The organism is Salmonella sp. GDC200615, from assembly GCF_050574145.1.
GTDB lineage: Bacteria > Pseudomonadota > Gammaproteobacteria > Enterobacterales > Enterobacteriaceae > Salmonella > Salmonella enterica.
Map to the genome: position 1 here is coordinate 3,177,331 of NZ_CP192247.1, position 14,545 is coordinate 3,191,875.

The window sequence follows — 14,545 nt, forward strand, 5'->3', positions numbered from 1 at the left end:
ATTAACGATGACGAAAGAGCCCTTAGGGGCTCTTTTTTTATAGCAAACCACTTTCGGAAAAACGATTAATAACCAATAATTGCCGAATATCGCGCCACGCTGTTCGCAACCTAACCAAACAGACACTTTCCGACGTTTTTCGATGAAAAAGAGGTTGACGCTTCAAGGCTCAATACGCATAATGCGCCCCGCAACGCCGATAAGGTAACGCGAAAAAAGATGGCTACGTAGCTCAGTTGGTTAGAGCACATCACTCATAATGATGGGGTCACAGGTTCGAATCCCGTCGTAGCCACCATCTTTTTTGCGGGAGTGGCGAAATTGGTAGACGCACCAGATTTAGGTTCTGGCGCCGCAAGGTGTGCGAGTTCAAGTCTCGCCTCCCGCACCATTCACCGATAAGCGTTGTACGGATGGGGTATCGCCAAGCGGTAAGGCACCGGTTTTTGATACCGGCATTCCCTGGTTCGAATCCAGGTACCCCAGCCATCGAAGAAATCATCTGGCTACGTAGCTCAGTTGGTTAGAGCACATCACTCATAATGATGGGGTCACAGGTTCGAATCCCGTCGTAGCCACCATATTCAGAACGCGTCGAGATATTCGACCGGTTCGAAAATAATTTGTTGGGGTATCGCCAAGCGGTAAGGCACCGGATTCTGATTCCGGCATTCCGAGGTTCGAATCCTCGTACCCCAGCCAGTTTTAAAGACGCTCTGCTAACGAGCGCAAGAAGTACGACAATTGGGGTATCGCCAAGCGGTAAGGCACCGGATTCTGATTCCGGCATTCCGAGGTTCGAATCCTCGTACCCCAGCCACCTTTAAAAAGCTCGCTTCGGCGAGCTTTTTGCTTTTCTGCGTTTATAAATTCCGAAAGAGGTTTCCCCCTTAATGCCCTGCTATCAGTAAAACGCTATGATAAAGCCTTACAGGGAGCGTTCGGTAACCTCACAATGAATTACCAGTTTTGTTGGTATCTCTTTTTGCGGCCATTAACATTTTTTATGGTCGTCTTGCTCTGCGCTTTCACCTTCATTGATATCACGGCCAGCGCCGCCTGGTTGATTATTTTGGGTCTGGTTTACCCCGTGGCAGTGTCAATGAGGCTACATATACTGCACCAGAAAAAGGCGGTCATGCTACGCCAGAATAGTGCGGAATGGATAGTGTATCTGCCAGGGATCCCTGTGCAAGAAAAACAAAGCGCGCTGATTAATGTCGCGTTTTCCTCGAAAAGGGCGCTGCGTGGATTCTATATTCGCGCTCTGTCCAGCAAAGTCATTCTTCACATCATCACTTTTTATATTCTGTGGTTTGATGTCCAACATGCAACACTGACGTGGTATCGGATTCTCGCCGCATTAATCACCCTGGCGATTCTGGTAAAATCAATGAGTTCCACATTACTGATGCTACATAAAGTAGTACGTTGCCAATACAACGTATGCACAATTGAAATGGCATCACCTTGGTATGAAATTGATTTCAAAGGGAAATTAGGTTTATGTGCTTTATTTGCAGTAAAGTAAGATGTCAATACGCTTACCCGACCTGCAATTGAGCGTTTTTACAAACCGGGTAAGGCATTCAGCGGGTTACAATCCCAACGCATACTTCAGCGCCTGACGTTTTAGCACGCCTGCGCGCTGCGCCGCCATCAGCCCCATATTGCGTAAAATACGCAGTGGCGGCAGTTCATTGCTGAACCCGGCATAAAACAGATCCATTCCACTTTGCATCATAAAATTATCTGCCATGCGCCGCGTCTGATAGCGTTTCAACACCGAATGGCTGGCCCAGGACTCGCCATAGCTACGGGCACTCGCCAGCACATCAATCAACGCATCAACATCCCGATACCCCAGGTTGACGCCCTGCCCGGCCAGCGGATGAATGGTATGCGCCGCGTCGCCTACCAGCGCCAGCCCCGGTTGCGCATACTGCAACGCGTGACGACGGGTTAGCGGAAACGCGCCCGCCGCGACAGGCATCACCGCCCCCAGACGCGCCGGAAAGTGCTGGTTAATTTCCACCTGCAATTGCGTCATCGATAAACTCTGTAGCTGGCGAATACGTGCCGGAGCGTCATACCACACCAGCGACGCCCAATCGTCGAACAGCGGCAAAAAAGCGCGCGGCCCCGTTGGCGTAAACTGCTGCCAGGTGCTGTCGCCTGGCGCATTTTCACACTTGACGGTGATAAGCATACACGACTGCGCATATTGCCAGGCATGAATGCCAATTCCCGCCATTTGCCGAACCTGCGAATTCGCGCCGTCGGCGCCAATCACTAACTTCGGCGTTACCCATTCGCCGTCGGCCAGCTCCAGCGCATAACCATCGTGGCGGCGGTGCAATGCCGCCAGTGAAGCCGGAACGCGCAGCGTCACGCCGGGGTGCGCTTCCAGCGCCTGCCACAGCGCCTGTTGCAGGACGTTGTTCTCTACCATATAGCCTAACAGCGGCAGCTTGAGTTCAGCGGCGTCGAACACCACATGGGCGTTTTCCCACTCCCAGGTCTCCAGTCGCCGATAAGGATGGCTACGCATTCCCTGCACCGCCTCCCAAACGCCCAGCCCCTTGAGCAGCGCCACGGATGCCGCGCTAATGGCCGAAATCCGCACGTCAGGCTGGCTGTCAGCCACAAACGGCGCAGGCGCGGCATGTTCTATTACCATCACCGTAAACCCTTGCTGCGCCAGACCCAGCGCCAGCGCGCCGCCGACCATTCCCCCGCCGACAATGGCAATTTCCGTTGGTTGATTTGTCATGGTCATTCATCCTGTTACGTTTTAGACAAGTTTACAGGATTTTTTACCCATTAGGGCTGACGTCAGTCATACTGGTCACAACCGCGCCAAAGCATTACACTATGCGCCCTGCTTTTCAGCCACTATTTCGCAAGAGCAAGTCGATGACTAAAAAACTCCATATTAAAACCTGGGGCTGTCAGATGAACGAGTACGATTCATCGAAGATGGCCGATCTGCTGGACGCCACCCACGGCTATCAACTGACCGACGTGGCGGAAGAGGCGGATGTGCTGCTGTTGAATACCTGCTCAATCCGCGAGAAAGCTCAGGAAAAAGTCTTCCATCAATTAGGTCGCTGGAGACTGTTAAAAGAGAAAAATCCCGATCTGATTATTGGCGTCGGCGGCTGCGTGGCTTCCCAGGAAGGCGAGCACATTCGTCAACGCGCCCATTACGTGGACATTATTTTTGGCCCGCAAACCTTACACCGCCTGCCGGAGATGATTAACTCCGTGCGTGGCGACCGCAGCCCGGTGGTCGATATCAGCTTCCCGGAAATCGAGAAGTTCGACCGTTTGCCGGAACCGCGCGCAGAAGGCCCGACCGCTTTCGTTTCTATCATGGAAGGCTGCAATAAATATTGTACTTACTGTGTGGTACCGTATACCCGCGGTGAAGAAGTCAGCCGTCCCTCAGACGATATCCTGTTCGAAATCGCCCAGTTAGCGGCGCAGGGCGTGCGTGAGGTCAACCTGCTGGGCCAGAACGTTAACGCCTGGCGCGGAGAAAACTACGACGGCACCACCGGTACCTTTGCCGATCTGCTGCGTCTGGTTGCCGCCATCGACGGCATTGACCGTATTCGCTTTACCACCAGCCATCCGATTGAGTTCACCGACGATATTATCGAGGTGTACCGCGATACGCCGGAGCTGGTCAGTTTCCTGCATCTGCCGGTACAGAGCGGTTCCGATCGCGTGTTGAATCTGATGGGGCGCACCCACACTGCGCTGGAATATAAAGCAATCATCCGTAAACTGCGCGCGGCTCGGCCGGACATTCAGATAAGCTCTGACTTTATCGTCGGTTTCCCTGGCGAAACTAACGATGATTTCGAAAAAACCATGAAGCTTATCGCTGACGTCAACTTTGATATGAGCTACAGCTTTATCTTCTCTGCGCGTCCGGGAACGCCGGCTGCCGATATGGTTGATGACGTACCGGAAGAAGAGAAGAAGCAGCGTCTGTATATTCTGCAAGAGCGTATCAATCAGCAGGCGATGGCATGGAGCCGCCGTATGCTCGGCACGACACAGCGCATTCTGGTGGAAGGCACGTCACGTAAAAACATTATGGAACTGTCTGGCCGTACCGAAAACAATCGGGTGGTGAACTTTGAAGGCACGCCGGAGATGATTGGTAAGTTTGTCGATGTGGAAATTACTGACGTCTATCCGAACTCCCTGCGCGGAAAAGTGGTGCGTACCGAAGATGAAATGGGTCTGCGCGTCGCCGAAACGCCGGAGTCCGTCATTGCCCGTACCCGTAAAGAAAATGAGCTGGGCGTAGGATTCTACCAGCCTTAATCCTGCAGGAAAGGCAATAATGCCCGATGGCGCTACGCCTGTCGGGCTTCCTGGTCATGGCCTGTCGCCCGACGGGCCTTGCAATTTTCCCTCTTCATCCCCATCTTCATTGCAATGCTTGCGCCTTTTCCCTATGGCGTGAATAATTTCCTTAGATGCCGGTAAATGTTCAGCGTCCGGCGATACAGACACAAGAGGAACAGTTTGAATATAGACACTCGCGAAATTACCCTTGAGCCCGCAGACAACGCCCGTCTGTTGAGCCTTTGCGGGCCGTTTGATGACAATATTAAACAGCTCGAACGTCGTCTCGGTATTGAAATCAACCGCCGTGACAATCACTTTAAACTGACCGGTCGTCCGATTTGCGTGACCGCGGCGACAGATATTTTGCGAAGTCTGTATGTCGATACCGCACCGATGCGCGGCCAGACTCAGGATATCGAACCGGAACAAATTCATCTGGCGATCAAAGAAGCGCGGGTGCTGGAACAGAGCGCGGAAAGCGTGCCTGACTATGGCAAAGCGATCAATATCAAAACCAAGCGCGGCGTGATTAAACCGCGTACCCCGAACCAGGCGCAGTACATCGCCAATATTCTCGATCATGATATTACCTTTGGCGTCGGCCCGGCGGGTACCGGTAAAACGTATCTTGCGGTCGCCGCTGCGGTAGACGCCCTGGAGCGCCAGGAGATTCGCCGTATTCTACTGACCCGTCCGGCGGTGGAAGCGGGCGAAAAACTCGGCTTTCTGCCAGGCGATTTAAGTCAGAAGGTGGACCCGTACCTGCGTCCGCTGTATGACGCGCTGTTCGAAATGCTCGGCTTTGAAAAAGTCGAGAAGCTGATTGAACGCAATGTGATTGAAGTCGCGCCGCTGGCCTATATGCGCGGACGCACATTAAACGACGCCTTTATCATTCTGGATGAAAGCCAGAACACCACTATCGAACAGATGAAGATGTTCCTGACACGTATCGGCTTTAACTCGAAAGCGGTGATCACCGGCGACGTGACGCAGATTGACCTGCCACGCAACACCAAATCCGGCTTGCGTCATGCTATTGAAGTGCTGGCGGAAGTCGATGAAATCAGCTTTAACTTCTTCCACAGCGAAGACGTGGTGCGCCATCCGGTCGTTGCCCGCATTGTGAACGCCTATGAAGCCTGGGAAGAGGCAGAACAAAAACGCAAAGCGGCGTTGGCGGCGGAGCGTAAGCGTGAAGCCCAGGAGCAGGAACAGAAATGAGCCAGGTGATCCTCGATTTACAGTTGGCCTGTGAAAACCACGCGGGCCTGCCGGATGAAGCTCAGTTTCAACGCTGGCTGGACGGCGTTATTCCGCAGTTTCAGGAAGAGGCGGAAGTCACAATCCGTCTGGTGGATGAGACCGAAAGCCACGACCTTAATCTGACGTACCGCGGGAAAGATAAACCCACTAATGTTCTCTCCTTCCCGTTTGAAGCGCCCCCCGGTATTGAAATGCCGCTACTGGGCGATCTGATTATTTGCCGTCAGGTCGTGGAGCAGGAAGCGCAGGAACAGAGCAAGCCGCTGGAAGCGCACTGGGCGCACATGGTCGTGCACGGTAGCCTGCATTTGCTGGGTTACGATCATATCGACGATGACGAAGCGGAAGAGATGGAGTCTCTCGAAACGGAGATTATGCTTGCTATGGGCTATGAGGATCCGTACATTGCCGAGAAGATTGCAGAATAGTAGCTTGCCGGATGGCGGCGCTTGCGCCTTATCCGGCCTACATTCATGCCTTTTGTAGCCCTGATAAGCGTAGCGCCATCAGGCAAAACATGCCGTCACAGCTGAGTATACGCATGACGAGCTTTGTATTAACTAACATGAGAACCCATACGACGCCATGAGCGACGACAATTCACACAGTAGTGACACAGTAAACAGTAAAAAGGGATTTTTTTCCCTGCTACTCAGCCAGCTTTTCCACGGTGAACCTAAAAACCGTGATGAGTTGCTGGCGCTGATCCGTGATTCCGGGCAGAACGAGCTTATCGATGAAGATACGCGCGATATGCTCGAAGGCGTAATGGACATCGCCGACCAGCGCGTTCGCGATATTATGATCCCGCGCTCCCAGATGATTACCCTGAAACGCAACCAGACGCTGGACGAATGTCTCGATGTTATCATCGAGTCCGCCCACTCGCGTTTTCCGGTGATCAGCGAAGATAAAGATCACATTGAAGGGATTCTGATGGCCAAAGATTTGCTGCCGTTTATGCGCAGCGATGCCGAAGCCTTCAGCATGGACAAAGTGTTACGCACCGCGGTTGTCGTACCGGAAAGCAAACGGGTTGACCGTATGCTCAAGGAATTCCGCTCCCAGCGCTACCATATGGCCATCGTTATCGATGAGTTTGGCGGCGTTTCCGGCCTTGTGACTATCGAAGACATCCTCGAACTGATTGTCGGTGAAATTGAAGATGAGTATGACGAAGAAGACGATATCGACTTCCGTCAGCTTAGCCGCCATACCTGGACGATTCGCGCGCTGGCGTCGATTGAAGACTTCAATGACGCTTTCGGCACCCACTTCAGCGATGAAGAGGTCGATACCATCGGCGGGCTGGTGATGCAGGCGTTCGGCCATTTACCGGCCCGCGGCGAAACCATTGACATTGATGGTTACCAGTTCAAAGTGGCGATGGCCGATAGTCGTCGTATTATTCAGGTGCATGTCAGGATCCCGGATGACTCGCCCCAGCCAAAACTGGACGAATAACAGCAATAGTGGACTAAAAATGGCATTTGCCTCGTTAATTGAACGCCAGCGTATTCGCCTGCTGCTGGCGTTATTATTCGGCGCCTGCGGAACACTGGCTTTCTCTCCGTATGACGTCTGGCCCGCAGCGATAGTGTCGCTTATCGGGCTGCAGGCCTTAACGTTTAATCGCCGCCCGCTCCAGTCTGCCGCCATCGGCTATTGCTGGGGACTCGGACTTTTCGGTAGCGGGATTAACTGGGTTTATGTCAGTATCGCGCAGTTTGGCGGCATGCCGGGCCCGGTTAACGTTTTTCTGGTGGTGCTGCTTGCAGCTTATCTCTCGCTGTATACCGGACTGTTTGCCGGGATTTTGTCGCGCCTGTGGCCAAAAACCAACTGGCTGCGCGTCGCTATCGCCGCGCCTGCAATATGGCAAATCACCGAATTTTTACGCGGCTGGGTGCTGACCGGCTTCCCCTGGCTGCAATTTGGCTATAGTCAGGTCGACGGCCCGCTAAAAGGCCTGGCGCCGGTAATGGGCGTCGAAGCGATCAACTTCCTGCTGATGATGGTCAGCGGCCTGTTAGCGCTGGCACTGGCGACGCGGAACTGGCGTCCGCTGGCTGTCGCCGTGATTCTGTTTGCTTTGCCCTTTCCGCTACGTTATATCCAGTGGTTTACGCTGGAACCGGCCAAAGCGACCCAGGTATCGCTGGTGCAGGGCGATATTCCGCAGTCGCTGAAGTGGGCCGAAAACCAGCTACTGAATACGCTAAAAATTTATCTCAACGAAACCCGCCCAGAGTTAGGCAAATCACAGATTATTATCTGGCCTGAGTCGGCGATTCCGGATCTCGAAATCAATCAGCAGCCCTTCCTTCGTTCGCTGGACGAGATGTTACGCGAAAAAAATAGCACGCTGATCACCGGTATTGTCGATGCGCGTCTCAATAAACAGAATCGATACGACACCTACAATACGATTATTACGTTGGGCAAGGATAATCCATACAGTTATGACTCGCCCAATCGCTACAATAAAAATCACCTTGTACCCTTTGGCGAGTTCGTTCCGCTGGAGTCTATCCTGCGTCCGCTGGCGCCGTTCTTCGATCTGCCCATGTCCTCCTTTAGCCGCGGCCCTTATATCCAGCCGCAGTTACATGCGCACGACTATAAGCTGACGGCGGCAATCTGTTATGAAATTATTCTTGGCGAACAGGTGCGGGATAACTTCCGCCCGGACACCGACTATCTGCTGACGATTTCTAACGACGCCTGGTTTGGTAAGTCCATTGGCCCGTGGCAACATTTCCAGATGGCGCGGATGCGTTCGCTGGAGCTGGCGCGTCCGTTGCTGCGCAGTACTAATAACGGTATTACGGCGGTGATTGGCCCTCAGGGCGAGATTCAGGCGATGATCCCGCAGTTCACACGCCAGGTACTGACCACCAATGTCACGCCAACCACGGGGTTAACTCCCTATGCCCGTACCGGCAACTGGCCGCTATGGGTACTGACCGCGCTGTTTGCTTTTGGCGCGGTAGTGATGAGTCTGCGACAACGACGGAAATAATCTCTCCCCAGGCCGGATAGCGCTTCATTTATCCGGCCTGAAAATCCTCCTTTTTCCCCCATTCTGGCACGTCTATTGCTTTGTTAAACATGGCAAACCTGTTCTGGCTGCTTGTGCAACCTGGTCGCACCAAAATCGATCATCGGTAGCACCTGAACGGTGCAATGTAGGATTTTTGCCTCTGAACGGTGCGGCGCACTTCGCAAAAATAAACAATATCGCAGCAAAATATTTACAACAAGCCACACTAAATGTTAACAAACACACATAACACTGCACGCGCAAGTTGCAGGCAATAACAACATCACAATAGCTATCAATGCGTCGACGGCGCAGATGATAAAGGAGTTGGATATGCAATTACGTAAGCTAACCACAGCAATGCTGGTCATGGGACTGTCTGCGGGCCTTGCGCACGCAGAAGATGGCGCGCCTGCCGCTGGTAGCACCCTGGACAAGATCGCTAAAAATGGCGTGATCGTCGTCGGGCATCGCGAATCTTCTGTGCCCTTTTCTTATTACGACAACCAGCAGAAAGTGGTCGGCTATTCCCAGGACTACTCCAACGCCATTGTGGAAGCGGTAAAAAAGAAACTTAACAAGCCCGATCTGCAGGTGAAGCTGATCCCGATCACCTCGCAAAACCGTATTCCGCTGTTGCAAAACGGAACCTTCGATTTTGAATGTGGTTCAACGACTAACAACCTTGAGCGCCAGAAACAGGCCGCTTTCTCCGATACGATTTTCGTCGTCGGGACGCGACTGCTGACTAAAAAAGGCGGCGATATTAAAGATTTCCCGGATCTGAAAGGCAAAGCGGTCGTCGTCACCTCCGGGACGACCTCTGAAATTCTGCTGCATAAGCTTAACGAAGAGCAAAAGATGGGGATGCGTATTATTAGCGCGAAAGACCACGGTGACTCGTTCCGCACCCTGGAAAGCGGTCGCGCCGTCGCCTTTATGATGGATGACGCGCTGCTGGCCGGCGAGCGCGCCAAAGCCAAGAAACCGGATAACTGGGAGATTGTCGGTAAACCGCAGTCCCAGGAAGCCTACGGCTGTATGCTGCGTAAAAACGACCCTGAGTTTAAAAAGCTGATGGACGATACCATCGCTCAGGCGCAAACCTCCGGCGAAGCGGAAAAGTGGTTTGATAAGTGGTTTAAAAATCCGATCCCACCGAAAAACCTGAACATGAATTTCGAGTTGTCTGACGAGATGAAAGCCCTGTTCAAAGCACCGAATGATAAAGCGCTTAACTAACTAAAACTAAATGGGACGGGACTCCTGTCCTCTCGATTGTCGCTCAGCACGGACAGACTATAAGCCTGATGGTCGTTCCCCATCGGGCCTGAAGCCGCAAATCGCCGGGCAACAATCTTCGAGGGTAGCGCTGCTACCCTTTTTTTTCGGAGTAGATGTATGTCAATAGACTGGAACTGGGGTATTTTTTTACAGGAAGCCCCCTTCGGCAATACCACCTATCTCGGCTGGCTATGGAGTGGTTTTCAGGTCACCGTAGCCCTTTCGATTACCGCCTGGATTATCGCTTTCCTGGTAGGATCTATTTTCGGCATTTTACGTACCGTTCCCGACCGTTTCCTCTCCGGACTGGGCACGTTGTACGTAGAACTGTTCCGTAACGTGCCGCTGATCGTGCAATTCTTCACCTGGTACCTGGTGGTGCCTGAACTGTTGCCGGAAGATCTTGGCATGTGGTTTAAGGCGGAACTCGATCCCAATATTCAGTTTTTCCTCTCCTCAATGATCTGTCTGGGACTGTTTACCGCCGCCCGCGTTTGCGAACAGGTGCGCGCCGCGATTCAGTCTCTGCCTCGCGGGCAGAAGAACGCGGCGTTGGCGATGGGGCTAACGCTGCCGCAGGCTTATCGCTATGTCCTGCTCCCGAATGCCTATCGCGTTATCGTGCCGCCAATGACGTCAGAGATGATGAACCTGGTGAAAAACTCGGCTATTGCCTCAACCATCGGCCTGGTGGATATGGCGGCGCAGGCAGGCAAACTGTTGGATTACTCGGCGCACGCCTGGGAATCCTTCACCGCCATTACGCTGGCCTATGTGCTGATTAACGCCGTTATCATGCTGGTCATGAGCCTGGTTGAACGCAAAGTCCGCCTGCCGGGCAACGTGGGGAGCAAATAATGTACGAATTTGACTGGAGTTCGATTATCCCCTCACTGCCTTACCTGCTGGCCGGGTTGGTCATCACGCTGAAGATCACCGTCACCGCCGTTGTCGTGGGGATAGTCTGGGGAACCATTCTGGCCGTCATGCGCCTCTCAAGCTTTGCTCCTATCGCCTGGTTTGCTAAAGCGTATGTTAACGTTTTCCGTTCCATCCCGTTGGTCATGGTCTTGCTGTGGTTCTATCTGATTGTACCCGGCTTTCTGCAAAACGTGCTGGGACTATCGCCGAAAACCGATATCCGCCTGATCTCCGCGATGGTGGCATTCTCCATATTTGAAGCGGCCTACTATTCCGAGATTATTCGCGCCGGTATTCAAAGTATTTCCCGCGGGCAGTCCAGCGCCGCGCTGGCGCTGGGGATGACCCACTGGCAGTCGATGAAGCTCATTATTCTGCCGCAGGCGTTTCGGGCGATGGTGCCGCTGTTGCTTACGCAGGGCATCGTGCTATTTCAGGACACCTCTTTAGTTTATGTACTCAGCCTGGCGGACTTCTTCCGCACCGCGTCGACTATCGGCGAGCGTGACGGTACTCAGGTCGAAATGATTCTGTTCGCCGGCGCCGTTTATTTTGTTATCAGCCTGAGCGCGTCGTTGCTGGTCAACTATTTGAAGAAAAGGACAGTTTAATAATTACCCTGAAAAATGTTTCAAAATGGTATGGTCACTTTCAGGTGCTGACCGATTGTTCAACAGAAGTGAAAAAAGGTGAGGTGGTGGTAGTCTGCGGGCCATCGGGTTCCGGTAAATCCACGCTAATTAAGACCGTCAACGGTCTGGAACCGGTGCAAAAAGGCGAAATTACCGTTAACGGCATTATTGTGAACGACAAAAAAACCGATCTGGCGAAACTGCGTTCCCGCGTGGGCATGGTATTCCAGCATTTCGAGCTGTTTCCCCACCTGTCGATCATCGAAAACCTGACGCTGGCGCAGGTGAAAGTGCTGAAACGCGATAAGGCCGCCGCCCGCGATAAAGGCCTGAAGCTGCTGGAGCGCGTTGGCCTGTCTGCGCATGCCAACAAGTTCCCGGCGCAGCTTTCCGGCGGTCAGCAGCAGCGCGTGGCGATCGCCCGCGCGCTATGTATGGACCCCATTGCCATGTTATTCGATGAACCGACTTCCGCGCTCGATCCGGAAATGATCAACGAGGTACTGGACGTGATGGTCGAGCTGGCGAACGAAGGGATGACCATGATGGTGGTGACGCACGAAATGGGCTTTGCCCGTAAAGTGGCTAACCGGGTGATCTTTATGGATGAAGGTAAAATCGTCGAAGATTCGCCAAAAGAGGAGTTCTTCGCTAACCCCAGTTCCGATCGCGCAAAAGACTTCCTTGCGAAAATCCTGCACTAATCTTCCCGGCGCGCACGTCAGAGTGCGCGCTATCTCACGCTTTACCGCTTCGCTTCTCGAAACGTATCCAGCCGGGCGTTAACCTTGTCACAAAGTACCGCTTACAAGGAGCCACAATGGCACTGCCCATTATTATTGATTGCGATCCGGGTCATGATGACGCGATCGCCCTCGTTCTCGCCCTCGCCTCCCCTGAACTGGAAGTGAAAGCGATCACCTCTTCCGCCGGTAACCAGACGCCGGAGAAGACCCTGCGCAACGTGCTGCGGATGCTGACACTGCTCAAACGCCCGGATATTCCGGTGGCGGGCGGCGCGGTGAAACCTCTCATGCGCGAACTGATTATCGCCGATAACGTTCACGGCGAAAGCGGCCTCAACGGCCCGGCGCTGCCCGAGCCGTCATTCGCCCCGCAAAGCGGCACTGCCGTTGAGCTGATGGCAAAAACGCTGCGCGAGAGCGCACAACCGGTCACCATCGTCTCCACTGGCCCACAGACCAACGTGGCGCTGCTGCTGAATAGCCATCCGGAACTGCATACGAAAATCGCCCGCATTGTGATCATGGGCGGCGCGATGGCGCTGGGTAACTGGACGCCCGCTGCGGAATTTAATATTTACGTCGACCCGGAAGCGGCAGAAATTGTCTTCCAGTCAGGCATTCCGGTGGTGATGGCCGGGCTGGACGTCACTCATAAGGCACAGATTCACGCCGCCGATATCGAACGCTTTCGCGCCATCGGTAACCCGATTTCCGCCATCGTCGCCGAACTGCTGGACTTCTTTATGGAGTACCACAAAGACGAAAAATGGGGATTTGTCGGCGCACCGCTGCACGACCCGTGCACCATCGCCTGGCTGCTCAAGCCCGAGATTTTCACCACCGTTGAGCGTTGGGTCGGCGTGGAAACCAAGGGGAAATACACCCAGGGGATGACGGTGGTGGATTATTATTTCCTGACGGGGAATAAGCCGAATGCGACGGTGATGGTGGATGTAGACAGCCAGGGATTTGTCGATTTGCTGGCGGAGCGGCTGCAATACTACGCATAAAGCGCAAAGTAGAATCCAGGGATGAACAGCGATGTTTTGGCGTAACAATAGACCTGAAATCAGCCTGCTACAGCACGATGTAGCCCATATAACGTTTTCAGTACGTAACGGAAAAGCATTGCTTCGTCCCTGCGTTATCCACGCTCCCGACTCTGACGCCGGTATTCATACGCTCTCCTGGCATGGCTCGCCGCTGATTCGTTTTTACACTGAAGCCTGGTGCCCAACCTGCGCAGAATTTGTTTATGCCGGTTTTAGCAATGATGATGAAGGCGCCGCGCAGTTTTTATCCTCACTTGCCGAGTGGAATCAGACAGGAGTCGGGTTGAACGAAGCATTTACCGCCCTGACGCCGCTGTTTTCACTCTTTGCCGATGGCTATTACCGGCTGGAAGAACGCGAACTTTATCCGACGGACGGCAACGGGCATGTTTTCTGGGCGGTGGGTAACGAAAAACAACCGAATCCCGCGACCACAGGGCAGTGGATTGCTGACGTGGACTATCACTATCAGTCCGGCGAACCCTGTTTTTTACTGCCAGGCCAGCCCCTATCGCGATTTAACCCACAACGCGCCGGGTATTACCGCGATAAGCCAGAGAGCCACGCGCTGGCCTGGTATATGAATGACGCCTGGCTTTGCGTCCTGCTTGATGGTCACCATAAAGCCACCGCCGCCGCGCTGGAAGGCCGGCCCGTGAAGACCTGGGTCATCAGCCAGCCGGTGGCGATGACATGCTACGAGACGCGACAGCAATACCTGCGATTTTATGACGGCGAGCGCCTGGAAGAAGCCCAGTTTCAGCGCCGCATCCCCCTGAAAATACAGTACGAAAAACTACCGCCATCCCTTTGGGAGGATTACTTTACTCGCCATGACGAACGTTATACCCGCGTCAACTGGCCGAACGCATTGGCTAACTGCGCGGCGAATTATCCCAATCTTGCGGCCTGCACAGACATTATTGCCGCAGGCGATCTGAGCGAGGCCGGCCTCAACAAAATCATGGCGCAAGGGATCACCGAAGAGGGATTTCCCGCCGTATTGTTACGCGCGCTGTTTTATACCCATTCCCCCTTGTTGATTGATTTTGTCCGTTTTCTGACTCGCACCCCCGATTATGCTTGCCACTACCCGCTGGCGTTTCGTTTACTGGCCCAGAAACGCACGCCACAGGCCGATGCTTTTTTCCTCGATTTCGCCATCAATGATGACGGCGAGCGCCCGGAGTTGACGAACATTATGGATGAATACTTTCGCCAGGCGTGACATTG

At 53.5% G+C, this 14,545-nt stretch carries 13 protein-coding genes and 6 tRNA genes; 18 read left to right on the forward strand and 1 reads right to left on the reverse strand.

The annotated features are described in order from the left end of the window. The first annotated feature begins 221 nt into the window (after positions 1–221). The 7 genes from ACQ29O_RS15345 (at position 222) to ACQ29O_RS15375 (ending at position 1,531) form a co-directional block, all read left to right on the forward strand. Positions 222–298, forward strand: a tRNA-Met gene (locus ACQ29O_RS15345). Positions 299–306: 8 nt separating this feature from the next. After that, a tRNA-Leu gene (locus ACQ29O_RS15350) sits at positions 307–391 on the forward strand. A 23-nt stretch (positions 392–414) separates the two neighbouring features. Beyond that, positions 415–489: transfer RNA gene (locus ACQ29O_RS15355), tRNA-Gln, on the forward strand. 15 nt (positions 490–504) lie between these two features. Continuing rightward, a tRNA-Met gene (locus ACQ29O_RS15360) sits at positions 505–581 on the forward strand. A 46-nt stretch (positions 582–627) separates the two neighbouring features. Further along, positions 628–702 (forward strand) — tRNA-Gln (locus ACQ29O_RS15365). A gap of 43 nt (positions 703–745) precedes the next feature. After that, positions 746–820 (forward strand) — tRNA-Gln (locus ACQ29O_RS15370). Positions 821–955: 135 nt separating this feature from the next. Then, positions 956–1,531: a hypothetical protein gene (locus ACQ29O_RS15375; RefSeq protein ID WP_001109076.1), complete on the forward strand. Its 576-nt coding sequence runs from the start codon at positions 956–958 to the stop codon at positions 1,529–1,531. 66 nt (positions 1,532–1,597) lie between these two features. On the opposite strand, the gene ubiF is transcribed toward ACQ29O_RS15375, so the two are convergent. After that, complete coding sequence (gene ubiF, locus ACQ29O_RS15380) at positions 1,598–2,773, reverse strand: 3-demethoxyubiquinol 3-hydroxylase (protein WP_000184625.1); 1,176 nt, start codon at positions 2,771–2,773, stop codon at positions 1,598–1,600. 143 nt (positions 2,774–2,916) lie between these two features. Between ubiF and miaB the strand changes: the two genes are divergently transcribed. The 11 genes from miaB to ACQ29O_RS15435 all read left to right on the forward strand — a co-directional run bounded on the left by miaB (position 2,917) and on the right by ACQ29O_RS15435 (position 14,540). Next, the gene (miaB, locus tag ACQ29O_RS15385) at positions 2,917–4,341 is read left to right on the forward strand and encodes a tRNA (N6-isopentenyl adenosine(37)-C2)-methylthiotransferase MiaB (protein ID WP_001575805.1); all 1,425 of its coding nucleotides are present in this window, start codon (positions 2,917–2,919) and stop codon (positions 4,339–4,341) included. 204 nt (positions 4,342–4,545) lie between these two features. Then, complete coding sequence (locus tag ACQ29O_RS15390) at positions 4,546–5,592, forward strand: PhoH family protein (RefSeq protein WP_001018045.1); 1,047 nt, start codon at positions 4,546–4,548, stop codon at positions 5,590–5,592. Continuing rightward, a complete protein-coding gene (ybeY, locus tag ACQ29O_RS15395; protein WP_000084480.1) occupies positions 5,589–6,062 on the forward strand; it encodes an rRNA maturation RNase YbeY in 474 nt (157 codons plus the stop codon). Before ACQ29O_RS15390 ends, ybeY begins: the two co-directional genes overlap by 4 nt. A 157-nt stretch (positions 6,063–6,219) precedes the next feature. Further along, positions 6,220–7,098 carry a CNNM family magnesium/cobalt transport protein CorC gene (corC, locus tag ACQ29O_RS15400; RefSeq protein WP_001278615.1) on the forward strand — a complete coding sequence of 293 codons (879 nt, stop codon included), beginning with the start codon at positions 6,220–6,222 and terminating at the stop codon, positions 7,096–7,098. A 19-nt stretch (positions 7,099–7,117) separates the two neighbouring features. After that, a complete protein-coding gene (gene lnt / locus ACQ29O_RS15405; protein WP_001746848.1) occupies positions 7,118–8,656 on the forward strand; it encodes an apolipoprotein N-acyltransferase in 1,539 nt (512 codons plus the stop codon). Between the two features lie 354 nt (positions 8,657–9,010). Further along, positions 9,011–9,919 carry an amino acid ABC transporter substrate-binding protein gene (locus ACQ29O_RS15410; protein ID WP_001518176.1) on the forward strand — a complete coding sequence of 303 codons (909 nt, stop codon included), beginning with the start codon at positions 9,011–9,013 and terminating at the stop codon, positions 9,917–9,919. Between the two features lie 159 nt (positions 9,920–10,078). Beyond that, positions 10,079–10,819 (forward strand): glutamate/aspartate ABC transporter permease GltJ, encoded by a 741-nt coding sequence (gene gltJ / locus ACQ29O_RS15415; protein WP_000020926.1) that lies wholly within the window; start codon positions 10,079–10,081, stop codon positions 10,817–10,819. Then, a complete protein-coding gene (gltK, locus tag ACQ29O_RS15420; RefSeq protein ID WP_000272796.1) occupies positions 10,819–11,493 on the forward strand; it encodes a glutamate/aspartate ABC transporter permease GltK in 675 nt (224 codons plus the stop codon). Before gltJ ends, gltK begins: the two co-directional genes overlap by 1 nt. Further along, complete coding sequence (gene gltL / locus ACQ29O_RS15425; protein ID WP_000631369.1) at positions 11,493–12,218, forward strand: glutamate/aspartate ABC transporter ATP-binding protein GltL; 726 nt, start codon at positions 11,493–11,495, stop codon at positions 12,216–12,218. The genes gltK and gltL overlap by 1 nt, the downstream gene beginning before the upstream one ends. A 116-nt stretch (positions 12,219–12,334) precedes the next feature. Continuing rightward, positions 12,335–13,270, forward strand: a complete 936-nt coding sequence (rihA, locus tag ACQ29O_RS15430; RefSeq protein WP_001207438.1) for a pyrimidine-specific ribonucleoside hydrolase RihA — start codon at positions 12,335–12,337, stop codon at positions 13,268–13,270. Between the two features lie 31 nt (positions 13,271–13,301). Continuing rightward, positions 13,302–14,540, forward strand: coding sequence for a hypothetical protein (locus tag ACQ29O_RS15435; RefSeq protein WP_000498877.1), 1,239 nt, complete (start codon positions 13,302–13,304; stop codon positions 14,538–14,540). Positions 14,541–14,545: the final 5 nt, after the last annotated feature.